Source organism: Grylomicrobium aquisgranense (assembly GCF_033971865.1).
In the GTDB taxonomy this organism is placed as follows: Bacteria; Bacillota_I; Bacilli_A; order Erysipelotrichales; family Erysipelotrichaceae; genus Bulleidia; species Bulleidia massiliensis.
Map to the genome: position 1 here is coordinate 1 of NZ_JALBUR010000045.1, position 11,997 is coordinate 11,997.

An 11,997-nucleotide genomic window follows, 5' to 3' on the forward strand; every position below is an offset into this window, starting at 1 on the left:
TGGTCAACCCGTTGGAATACTACCTCAATAATCGTAAGTAAATACAAACGTAGCGCCGTATACGGAAAACCGTACGTACGGTGCAACGGGAGGGTCGAGCCGCTAACGCGGCTCACTCTACCCTATTTGGATCAATATGGAGGAAAACAGAATGCGGAAACTGAGAAAAGAAATGATTGCCATCATCACAGTGGTGATGGTACTGCTGGCAGGCTGTGGTTCCTCTGCTCTGCCCAAAGTGCCGTTCTATGCCACCATGCGCACAGGACATTCCGGAACGCTGGAGATGCTGTACTACGATACCAATACCTATGGTTATAAGGGTGAAAACCGTGACATGCAGAAATATGCCATTGTCTATGTGCCCTATGGCTATGATGCCAGCAGGCAGTATGATGTGTTGTTTCTGATGCATGGCATGGGCGGCTCTGCCGCAAGGTTCCTTGGTACACCGGATGATCCCCGTGAGGATAAGGTCATGATTGATAATCTGATCCGGAATGGAAAGATGGAGCCGATGATCATTGTGGGCATTTCCTATTATCCCGATAACCAGGAAGATGATAACGATGACTATGATGCGGCACTGACAAAGAACTTTGGCACTGAGCTCAGAAATGATCTGATGCCAGCTGTCGAGGCCAGATACAGTGTGTACAAAGATCGTGAGCACCGTGCCTTTGGCGGTTTCTCCATGGGTGCGGTCACAACATGGTACCGCATGTGTGACAGCATGGACCTCTTTTCCAAATACATTGCCATGTCTGGCTCCTTGTACTGGGGTGCAGATGATCAGGCGAGAAATGATCCCGCCGGATATATCACAAACACAATTCAGGCAGAAGGATATGGCAAAGATGATTTCCGGGTATGGGCAGCCACTGGCAGTGATGACTTTGCCAACGATACGATGGTCAGACAGATGGAATCGTTGAAACAGACAGACCTCTTTGATTTCTCTGATACTGGCAATACAACATGGCATATCGGGGATGGCGAAAAGCATAACTCCCATGCCACGACAAGATATCTGTATACAGCATTGCCGGCTTTGTTTTCGGCGGAATGATGCGATCTGCGGTACACTTGAGAAGAAAACAAGAGGTATTGCAATGGAAGTATTAGACAAAGAATATCTTGAAAAACTGTCGGATTCACTGACAGAACAGGATCATGTGCTATCCGTTATGGCAGGCCATGAGGATCTGATGACATTGGCTCTGGATGCAAGAAAGAGTGCATCGCTGCATCAGGCATTCAATGTGGAGGTGGCACATCATGGCATCACTGCCCAGAAACAAAGCGGCAGATGCTGGATGTTTTCTGCACTCAACTACCTGCGTGAGATCACTGCAGAGAAGATGAATGTCGAACAGTTTGAATTCTCAGAAAACTATCTGGCCTTCTATGACAAGCTGGAAAAGGCCAATAACTGGCTGAATATGGCCATGGAAACAGCCGATGAACCGCTGTCTTCACGCCAGGTGCAGTATCTGTTCCGCGGTATTGGGGATGGCAATGTCTGGGATCAGGTCAGAGGTCTTGTGACAAAGTACGGCCTTGTACCAAAGGAAGTCATGCCGGAGACATGGGCTTCCAGCCATACAAAGACTGCGGATCAATTGACCAACCGTATCCTGAGAAAATACGGTGCAGAGATCCGCAAGGCTGAAAAGAAAGACAGGAATGCCATCAAAGCACAGGCTATGACACAGATCTACCGTCTGCAGTGCATCCTGTTTGGACAGCCGGTTGAAAGCTTTGATTATGCATGGCGTGATAAAGATAATCACATGCACGAAGAGAAAGCTCTGACTCCGTTAACTTTCTATCAGAAGTATGCCGGCATTGATCTTTCCCAGTATGTCCATGTGATCTGTGAGCCAACATCCTATGAACCCATGCATGTATGCATTGTGTCTCATGATAATGGCAATATGGCTGAAAACAACCGGGTCAGATTAAACCTGGAAATGGATGAACTGGAGAGTTTGTGCATTGCCCAGCTGAAAGCAGGAAAGCCGGTATGGATCGGCCTGGATGCGGGCGCCTTCATTGACAGAGAAGAAGGAATCCTGGATCCGGACAGCTATGTGCTTTCCGCTGCAGCAGGTGATCTTTCGATGAGTAAGAAAGACCTGCTGGAAACTTGTGAGAGTTCACCAAACCACAATGTTCTTCTATTAGGCGTGCATCTGGATGAAGATGGTAAGCCGGTCAGATGGAAGATTGAAAACTCCTGGGGCAAAGACAGTGGAAAAGACGGCATCTATGCCTGCAGTGAAGATTATTTCAGAACCTATGTCTTTGAAGCGGCGATTCACAAGGATTTCCTGAGCAAAGAACAGAAAGAATACCTGGAGAAAGAGCCTGTGGTATTGAAGCCGTGGGATCTGCCCTGGATGTAAGATCGTCATAAGCACAAGAAAAAATCTCAATAAAAGCTTCCCCCTGGGGAAGTTTTTATCATCCAAGTTCATCGAGAATGTGAAATACGACGGCGTGGTCTTTGTTGGTGCCGATCTGATAATGGGCTGCCTCTTTGGCTTCTTCACAGCCATTGGCCATGGCATAGGAGTTGGCAAAGTGTTCCAGCATTTCCAGATCATTCAGGCCATCCCCATACACGGCTGTCTCATCTTCCCTGATGCCAAGATGTTCTGCCAGTCTGGCAACACCCAGTGCCTTGGTTACACCAGCTGCGGTGATCTCAAACATGCCGGCAATCGTTGGCGCATTGGTCAGAGAACTTTGATGCGCCCGCAGGAATGCTTTCATGCGTTCCTCTTCATCCCCTGTACAAAAGTTTGCATTAATCTTATAAATTGGCGATGAAAGAATCTGCGCATCACTGCAATTGAAACAGAAGTCTTCCACAAAATCCCTGAGACGCAGTGGCGAACCGGGCGTTTCGCGAAAGCCAAACCGTTTGAATTCTTCTATTTTGGTTTCCATGGTGCCTCTGGACAGGGTGCATTCTGCACTGATGAATTCAATCTCGCTGTCCGGGAATGCTTCAAGTATATCGGCGACTGTATCCTGCGGGATAGGATGGCTGGCAATCACACTGTTATCCGGGCTGATCACCATGGCCCCATTCATGCATACACGATAGATATTCTGCAGGCCGAGCCGTTCCAGTTCATGCCTGTGCAGGGATCTGCCTGTAGCTGCACTGAAATATCTGCCCCTGTCAAAAACTTTGGCAATCATGTTCAGTGAGGCCCTGTCAGTGAGATGATCCTCATTGAGCAGGGTGCCATCCAGATCACATGCGAATAACTGTATCTTTGTCTGTTCTGTTTTTTCCATATGTCAGTATTTTAACCGGCAAATGATAAATGGAGGTTGTAAATGATTTTCCTGCAGGCAAAATCAGGATTGATCTGCTGTGTGTTTCGGTGTTCGTCTGACAACAGATACAGCAGTCAGGCCGATGATGATTCCGAATACGATAGATGTCAGTACATCAGATGGAAAATGGACAAACAGATACAGTCTTGAGAAACTGATCAGGATGGCAAGAGGAATGGCAGCCCAGCTAAACCTGTGATTGGCACATGTGATGATCACGGCACTGATGATTGCTGTAAGGGTATGGCCGGATGGAAAGGAATAATCTTTTGGCATATGGATGAGCAGATTTACATTTTCGATCCAGCATGGTCTGGGTCTTGCGATGATATTCTTCAGAATGACATCACAGATAAGGTTTCCACAGAGAATTCCTGCCATCAATGCAATGCCGTATTTCCGGTATTTCTTTGAGGCAAACAGAAGGACAGCCGCCAGTAACCAGATCAGGCTGCCATTGCCAAGCATCGTGATTTTCGGCATTAGAAAATCCAGAAAGGGACAGCGCATATAGTGCTGGATGAAGTGCAGAATCATCCAGTCTGTCTTTTGAATCCATGTAAGCATGATATTACCGGTATTATTGTAGCGGATTGGCAAAGAAAAGCCTGATGGATATGCATCAGGCTGGATCAATCAGTACAGTTTGGTGAGGATGTCGACACACTTGTCAATGCCAAGTCTGCCAGAGTTCAGGCAGATATCATAGTTCTGGGCATGGCCCCACTTCATGTCGGTATAGAAGCGGTGATAGGCTGCTCTGCGCTTATCCTTGTCTTTGAGTCTTTGCTCAGGAGATTCCGGACGCTCGCCATATTCCTTGACAATGCGCTCTGCCCGCTTTTCCATGCTGGCATGGATGAAGACAGTCAGGCAGTCTTCCTTGTCTTTCAGGACATAGTCGGCACATCTGCCGACAATGACACATGGTGATTTCTCGGCCAGATCGAGAATGACCTTGCACTGGATCTGCCAGATGAGATCCTGGTTGGTCGGGCCTGCCTGGCGGTTGGCCAGGACGGCACCCAGCCAGCCGCCAGGCGTGTCTTCGCTGTCCTCTTTGAGATAGCTTTCGGCATAGCCGCTTTCTGCCGCAATTTTCTGAATGATTTCGGCATCATAGCACGGAATGCCAAGCTTTTTTGCGGTCAGTCTGCCAATGGTGCGGCCGCCGCTGCCAAATTCACGGCTGATGGTAATGATTCTGTTCATGCAATTTTCTCCTTTCTATCAAGTTTTCTGTATGTCTGTATGATAATACATAATGCGACGATAAACGTAAGAATATCGGCTGCCGGGAAGGAATACAGCAGACCGTTCAGCTGGAACTTCAGCGGCAGCAGGATCGGCAGGGAGACACCAAGCACAATCTCTCTGACCATGGAAATGATGGTGGATTCAACAGGCTTGCCCATTGCCTGCAGGAAGATGAAGGAGCCTTTGTTAACGGTTGCCAGAGGCATCATGCAGAGGTATATGCGGAAACATCTGATGGCAAAGTCACGGTAGTATTCGCTTTCGTTCCTTGCACCAAACAGATTGATGATATTGGCAGGGAAGACTTCGACGATGACAAGGGCTGCCAGACCGATCAGGAATTCTGCTGTCAGCAGATAGGAGAAGAATTTCTTTGCACGGTCATTGCGCTTGGCGCCGATGTTATAGCCAACCACCGGAATACAGCCTGCCGCAAGGCCGACGGCCATGGAAATGACAATCTGGAAGAATTTCATGACAATGCCAAGAACTGCCAGTGGGATCTGTGCATACTGCTCCTGGGAGAAGATCGGATCCAGGGCACCGTATTTTGTGCATACATTCTGGACAACGGCCATGGAAACAACGAGTGAAATCTGGGACAGGAAACTTGTGATGCCAAGAGACAGGAATTTCTTCATCAGGCTTCCCCAAAGGCCGAAGCTGTTTTTATGCAGCTGAATGGCTTTCATGTGGAATAGGTACCAGATGGAAAGAATGGCTGTCAGAATCTGTCCCATGACGGTGGCGATGGCAGCACCGGCCATGCCCATGTGCATCGGGAAGATGAAAACAGGATCCAGGATGATGTTGGCTATCGCACCAGCCAGTGTGGCTGCCATGGCAAAGTTGGGGGAGCCATCTGAACGGATAATGGAGTTAACGGCCTGACCGAACATGTAGAAGGGGATGCCCAGGGTGATCCAGAAGAAGTATTCTTTGGCATTCCTGAATGTGTCTGCGTTGACTCTGCCGCCAAACAATGTCAGTAACGGTTCCTGCAGAATCAGATAGAGGACTGTGAGAATGATGCTGGCAATGATGCAGAGTACAATGGCATTGCCTACCGTTTTGTGGGCACGTTCCTGTTCACCGGCACCAAGTGAGATACTGACATAGGCACAGGCACCGTCACCGATCATGACAGCAATGGCCAGGGCAACAATAGTCAGTGGAAAGACAACTGTATTGGCAGCGTTTCCATAGGAGCCAAGGTAGCTTGCATTGGCAATGAAGATCTGGTCTACGATGTTATACAGTGCTGCGACAAGCAGTGAAATGATACAGGGGACAGAGAACTTCCGCATCAGTCTGCCGACGCTCTCTGTCTCCATAAAAGCATTTGTTTTTTCTTCCATGTATGAATATCCCCTTTCAAGCCAGACAGATCGAAAAAAATACAGTGAACGCAAAATGCGCACACTGTATCGTGTCGGCCGTATCAGCCGGTATCGTATCGTGTCTGGTTAACATTCAGGAGTTTCCCGCCAATTCTCAATTTTGTCAAGCTTCAAAATAGGGAAAACAGGAAGGATTTAAATGCATCAAGCCATCATTTTTTCAGCACAAGGCCATCATGGAAGGCTTTGCCGACAATTGGACCAATGACACGGTAGGTGCTGGTACTGATATCAAACATGATCGGCTGCATCTTATCAAGATCCACTCTGCCATCTGTCAGCACCTTTTCATCGACTTGAGAGCTGACAATCTTACCGACCAGAATGCCTGTTTCATCATCCCATGACTTGAGTTCACATTCCAGGGTAACCGGGTATTCTTCAATGATCGGTGCATTGACATGGGTACTCTTATGAACATGCACACCGGCTTTTTCAATCTTATTGACATGATTGCCGGTTTCCACACCAAAATAATCTGAAATCACAACAGTGTCTTTGGTTGCCATGGCTACAGTGAAAGCCTTTGTCTTCTTGATGTTTTCAGTTGTTTTGTGCTTGGCCAGGAACAGGGTGATCTCACCATAGTCGCTCTGCTGTCCCCAGGCTGCATTCATGGCATTGGGGACCCCATTTTCATCATAGGTGCCAATGATAAACACACCCTCTGGAACAATGACTGATTTGCTGGAACTGAATTCTTTCATAACATTTCTTCCTTTCTTTTTCTCTGGATCCATTACTGCTTTGTCACAAAGATCGATACAGTATTGTTTTGATCTGGCTGAATCGGCTCTGTTGCAAAACTGAAATTGCCGCGGAACGACCAGTCGTCTGGTGCCTGTGTGACCTGCAGGGGACCCACACAGACTGTATTGCCATACACAGTGAATGTCTGGACGCCTGCAGGAAATGACGTATCTACACTGGCTTGGCCAACTTTGACATCCTTGTTGTCATAGTCATAGAACGCAAAGGTGATTGTGCCTGTGGATGCCTGTATTTCCACATCTGTATAAGCAGAATCCTGATTTTGGTCATTTGTGGCACCGATATGTATGTGGATGGGATCAGAACCGACCATGTCATTAGGCCATGTACTTTCATCGGTTGAAAAGGTAAACGATGGATCGCTTGTCAGAAAGTCTGCTCTGCCCCAGGAAATATCATACTGGGATGCGTTGGTTACAGGCTGCCATTGGATTGTGATCTGATCATCCGAGGCACTGACATCTGTGATGACAGGCGTTGATAAAACGTGTGTACCGCCGTCTGCGATCTCTTTGCTGGACCAGCTTTTGATGAGACTGGATGATACCGCAGTTTGTGATGGAAAGGCAGACGGAGCTGGCGTTGGTGAAACGGCTGCTGCAGATGAAGAGGGTGAGACAGAAGGAACAGCAGATGGGGAAGGGGAAGAAGCAGTGGATTTACAGCCGCAAAGAGCACTGATACAGGCGGCTGCCATGATGATTTGTATTCTTGTATGCATAGGATCTCCTGCCTTCAGTCTAGACCAGATTTAGCAATACTTCAAATCACTGCAGATCTTCCTAGTAATTATGGCAGTAAGATCAGTGCACCTGCTGATCCAAATGTGCAGGGATATACCTTTACCAGCTGGTATACAGATTCTGCCTGCACACAGAAATATGATCTCTCCCATACTGTAACAGAGAATCTGACTCTGTATGCAGGATGGGAAACATCAGCCGCTTCTAATGTTTCATCTTCGAATGCGGACAGTAACAGAATCAGTCCGCAGACAGGTGTTGAGGCAATACTGACAGGAGTGTATGTTATGTTTGGTGGGTCGCTGGCTATGCTTGGTGCAACTATTGTCTCTTCTCTGTTTATCCGCAGGAAATTTCCTCGTTAAGTTAGATAATTCAGAAACCAGATAACAGCTTGCATGCATAGAGCAGAAGTGGCTGCAACGCCAAGATTCTTTGACTTAACTATGTCAAATCATCTTATTCGTTACAGCCCCTTTGAGAAATTCTATTCAAAGCAAACTGTCAAAGTCCCGTTAAATAATGCGTAACAGCGTGCCTTTCCGGAGGAAGGATACATGCTGTGAGCATCATGCATTTCCTCACCTATTCTTCCATATATAATGTAGTTCATGAAAAGAATCACTGTGTTTCTGATGATTTTGGCGATGACACTGTCAGGCTGTGCACAGGCAAAGAAAGATGTGTATCAAAGCTCTGATACAACGGACTTTACTGCCATTGTGTCCAGTGATCTGCACTTTACACTGGATCCGGATTCTGCCAGTACAGTTGTACCGGCAGAGCCGTATTCACGTGAGTTCATGGAGGCCTTTGTCAGTCAGGTGATTGCGGAGCATCCCAATGTATTCATCCTGACCGGTGATAATACCAATACAGGCAATCCGGATGATGAAAGGGCTTTGGCATCGATTCTGGAACGGGTCAGAGATGCCGGTATTCCGGTGGTGATGACAACCGGTAATCACGACTATGACTTTTCAGATGCGGATACGTATGAGGAAAACTATGCGTCTTTGCTGGATATGGAAGACAGGGATCCTTCTTCCCTGAGCTATGTGCGCCGCATTGGTGATGTGACATTGCTGGCGATGGATGATGGCGCGGTTGATCAGGGCAGGATACCACAATTCTCCAAAGAGACGATGAAGTGGCTGAAGGAAAAGCTGAAAGAGGCGTCTTTGCGCAATGACAAGATCATCTTCCTGGCACACCGTTCTGTATTATATAAGGCTGATGATGAACGCTATGCCAGCTATCATATCCAGAATGAAGGACTGTATGATCTGCTTGTAAAGTATCATGTACAGTTGGCTCTTACCGGCCATCAGCATCATCCCTCAATCCTGGTGAAGGATTCTCTGCATGAGATCATCAGTGGAATGCCTTTGACGGATACGCATTGCTTTGGTGTGCTTTCGATCATGGGAAAGGATGTGTCTTTTTCCACGGAGCCAATTGACTTTTCTGCCTATGGCTCTCAACAGTGTGTGAGTGATATGGCAGCTGCTGATCAGCAGGCTGTGGACAATCAGCTGGCAACGGTTGAGGAATTGCTGAAGAATGCCAAGAGTGATCCGCTGTATGAACAGGGGAAGAGTCTGCTTCTGAACATCTTTACGGCACTGAAAGAGGGGAGTTTAGGAGCGCAGGCTGATACGTTTCGGGACGATCCGGCATTGGCACTTGTGCAGGCACAGCTGGCGGATACCAACTATGGACCATGGCTGAATGATCTGCTTGCCAGTCCACCAGCAGATCCCAATCATCTGTCATTTGTGTGGCAGGATGGTGCATGAGTGTTTTTTGGCACTGCCTGCTGTCCTGGAATGAGACATACGTGATGAACTGGTATGACATGCATATGCATGTTTTTGGCATGCATGCATACTATTCGTGATAGCTGTAATGTTGTAATAAGAAAATGATATAATCAAAGGACACGAAGGAGAAATTCTCATGAGTACTGATTTTAATTCTAATGAATATCTGCATCGGATGCAGGAGTGGTGGCGGGCAGCGAATTATCTGTCTGCGGCCCAGCTGTATCTGCTGGATGATCCGCTGCTGAAGCGTCCTTTGACTATGAAGGATGTGAAGAAGAAGATTGTCGGCCACTGGGGCACGGTGCCTGGCCAGAACTTTGTGACGGTCAATCTGAACCGTGTCATCAAAAAGTATGATCTGGATATGATTCTCTTGTCCGGACCTGGTCATGGCGGCAACTTCTACATTGCCAATGACTATCTGGATGGCACATATTCTGAAGTGTATCCGAATATTACCCAGGATGAGAAAGGTCTGCAGAAATTGTTCAAGCAGTTCTCGTTCCCGGGCGGTGTGCCTTCACACTGCGCTCCGGAAACACCTGGCTCCATCAATGAAGGCGGCGAGCTTGGCTATTCTTTAGCCCATGGCTTTGGTGCTGTGTTTGACAATCCGGATCTGATTGCGGCTGTTATTGTTGGTGATGGCGAGGCTGAAACAGGCCCGCTGGCTACCTCCTGGCATTCCAACAAGTTCCTGAATCCGGAACATGATGGTGCGGTGCTGCCGATCCTGCATTTGAATGGCTACAAGATTTCCAATCCGACCATTCTGTCCCGTATCTCCAAGGATGAGCTGACATCGTTAATGCATGGCTATGGCTGGAAGCCATACTTTGTTGAGGGTGATGATCCTGAGAAGATGTTCCCTCTGATGGCAGAGACGATGGATAAAGTCATCGAAGAGATTCGTGCCATTCAGAAGAATGCCCGTGAAAATCATGATGATACCCGTCCGTTCTGGCCGATGATTGTCCTGCGTACACCAAAGGGCTGGACCGCACCGAAGAAGGTGGACGGTGTCCCGATTGAGGGCAGCTTCCATGCCCATCAGGTACCGGTGGAAATCAAGGATGAAGAACATCTGCATATCCTGGAGGACTGGCTGAAGAGCTATCATCCGGAAGAACTGTTTGATGAAAATGGCACCTTGAAGGATGAGATCCGCTCGCTTTCTCCGATTGGAGATCACCGTCTGGGAGCCAATCCGCACGCCAATGGCGGCAAGCTTCTCCGTGATCTGATCATGCCGGACTTCCGTGATTATGCGGTGGATGTGAAAGAACCGGGTTCTGCAGAAGCACAGGACATGATGGAACTTGGCAAGTTTGTCCGTGATATCTTCAAGGCAAATGACAAAGCACGCAATTTCCGTATCTTTTCACCGGATGAGGGTATGTCCAACCGTTTGAACCATGCCTTTGAGGCAGAGAATCGTCCGTGGGAGGCAGAAATGCTGCCGACGGATGAGCATCTGGCCAGAGATGGCAGAATCATGGATGGCATGCTTTCCGAGCATATGTGTGAGGGCTGGCTGGAAGGCTATCTGCTGACAGGCAGACATGGCTTCTTTGATTCCTATGAAGCCTTCGTCAGAGTTGTCGACTCTATGGCTGCCCAGCATGCCAAGTGGCTCAAAGTATGCAATCAGCTGCCATGGCGCCAGGACATTGCCTCACTGAACTTCATCCTGACATCTCATATCTGGCAGCAGGATCACAATGGCTTCACCCATCAGGATCCTGGCTTCATGGACCACATTGCAAACAAGAAGGCTGATGTGGTGCGCATCTATCTGCCGGCGGATACCAACTGCCTGTTGAGTACAATGGATCACTGCCTGCGAAGCCGCAACTATGTCAACGTGGTCATTGCCTCCAAGCACCCGCGTCCGCAGTGGTTCTCCATGGAAGAAGCAGTCAACCTGTGCACACAGGGTCTTGGCATCATTGACTGGGCAAGCAATGACAAGGGATGTGAACCGGATGTGGTCATGGCTTGTGCCGGTGATACACCGACGCTGGAGACACTTGCTGCCGTATCCATCCTGAGAAAAGAACTGCCGGATCTCAAGATCCGTGTGATCAATGTTGTCGACCTGTTCAAACTGCAACCATCTCAGGAACATCCGCATGGACTTTCCGATGCCCAGTATGACATGCTGTTTACAACCGACAAGCCGATCATCTTTGCCTTCCATGGCTATCCGACACTGATTCATGAGCTGACATACCGCCGTCACAACCGCAACCTGCATGTACGCGGCTATAAGGAAGAGGGCACGATCACCACACCATTTGATATGCGTGTGCAGAATGATATTGACCGCTTCCATCTGGTTGAGGATGTATTGCTGCGTCTGCCGCAGGATAAGTTCCATGATCAGACAGCCCATCTGTTCCAGAAGATGGAAAACAAGCTGGTGGAACACCGTCAGTACATTCGTGAATACGGACAGGATCTGCCAGAGGTTGCCAATTGGAAGTGGCAGAAAGGCTGATGCAGGGGAGAGATCAGTCCAATGTCATTAAGATAAGCTCATGAAAGTGATATTGAGATTTTGACCCGTTAAGTTAAGAAGCTGGATGAAGAATAATAATGTTATTCTTCAGGACTCAGCTTCTTTTTTGTTCAGCTCTTAGAGGA

Annotated in this window: 11 protein-coding genes; 5 read left to right on the forward strand and 6 right to left on the reverse strand. The window is 48.1% G+C overall.

Going from position 1 to position 11,997, the window contains the following annotated elements; translation table 11 throughout:
* Positions 1–151 precede the first annotated feature (151 nt).
* On the forward strand, positions 152–1,069 hold the full coding sequence (locus tag MOZ60_RS10605) for an alpha/beta hydrolase (RefSeq protein WP_370596653.1): 918 nt from the start codon (positions 152–154) through the stop codon (positions 1,067–1,069).
* 43 nt (positions 1,070–1,112) lie between these two features.
* Entirely contained in the window at positions 1,113–2,408 is a 1,296-nt protein-coding gene (locus MOZ60_RS10610; protein ID WP_370596654.1) for a C1 family peptidase, read from the forward strand.
* Positions 2,409–2,466: 58 nt separating this feature from the next.
* Here the strand turns inward: MOZ60_RS10610 and MOZ60_RS10615 are convergent, their stop codons facing one another.
* The 6 genes from MOZ60_RS10615 to MOZ60_RS10640 form a co-directional block, all read right to left on the reverse strand.
* Positions 2,467–3,312 carry an HAD family hydrolase gene (locus tag MOZ60_RS10615; RefSeq protein WP_370596655.1) on the reverse strand — a complete coding sequence of 282 codons (846 nt, stop codon included), beginning with the start codon at positions 3,310–3,312 and terminating at the stop codon, positions 2,467–2,469.
* A 63-nt stretch (positions 3,313–3,375) separates the two neighbouring features.
* Complete coding sequence (locus MOZ60_RS10620; RefSeq protein ID WP_370596656.1) at positions 3,376–3,921, reverse strand: phosphatase PAP2 family protein; 546 nt, start codon at positions 3,919–3,921, stop codon at positions 3,376–3,378.
* 69 nt (positions 3,922–3,990) lie between these two features.
* The gene (locus MOZ60_RS10625) at positions 3,991–4,566 is read right to left on the reverse strand and encodes a cytidylate kinase-like family protein (protein WP_370596657.1); all 576 of its coding nucleotides are present in this window, start codon (positions 4,564–4,566) and stop codon (positions 3,991–3,993) included.
* On the reverse strand, positions 4,563–5,969 hold the full coding sequence (locus MOZ60_RS10630) for an MATE family efflux transporter (protein ID WP_370596658.1): 1,407 nt from the start codon (positions 5,967–5,969) through the stop codon (positions 4,563–4,565). The genes MOZ60_RS10625 and MOZ60_RS10630 overlap by 4 nt, the downstream gene beginning before the upstream one ends.
* A 194-nt stretch (positions 5,970–6,163) precedes the next feature.
* Positions 6,164–6,718 (reverse strand): flavin reductase family protein, encoded by a 555-nt coding sequence (locus tag MOZ60_RS10635; protein ID WP_370596659.1) that lies wholly within the window; start codon positions 6,716–6,718, stop codon positions 6,164–6,166.
* 32 nt (positions 6,719–6,750) lie between these two features.
* On the reverse strand, positions 6,751–7,503 hold the full coding sequence (locus MOZ60_RS10640) for a hypothetical protein (protein WP_370596660.1): 753 nt from the start codon (positions 7,501–7,503) through the stop codon (positions 6,751–6,753).
* Here MOZ60_RS10640 and MOZ60_RS11595 point away from each other — a divergent pair.
* The 3 genes from MOZ60_RS11595 (at position 7,498) to MOZ60_RS10650 (ending at position 11,851) form a co-directional block, all read left to right on the forward strand.
* The gene (locus MOZ60_RS11595; RefSeq protein ID WP_108774798.1) at positions 7,498–7,890 is read left to right on the forward strand and encodes an InlB B-repeat-containing protein; all 393 of its coding nucleotides are present in this window, start codon (positions 7,498–7,500) and stop codon (positions 7,888–7,890) included. The genes MOZ60_RS10640 and MOZ60_RS11595 overlap by 6 nt on opposite strands.
* A 246-nt stretch (positions 7,891–8,136) precedes the next feature.
* The gene (locus MOZ60_RS10645) at positions 8,137–9,324 is read left to right on the forward strand and encodes a metallophosphoesterase family protein (protein ID WP_370596661.1); all 1,188 of its coding nucleotides are present in this window, start codon (positions 8,137–8,139) and stop codon (positions 9,322–9,324) included.
* Between the two features lie 160 nt (positions 9,325–9,484).
* Positions 9,485–11,851 carry a phosphoketolase family protein gene (locus MOZ60_RS10650; RefSeq protein WP_370596662.1) on the forward strand — a complete coding sequence of 789 codons (2,367 nt, stop codon included), beginning with the start codon at positions 9,485–9,487 and terminating at the stop codon, positions 11,849–11,851.
* The last annotated feature ends 146 nt before the right edge of the window (positions 11,852–11,997 follow it).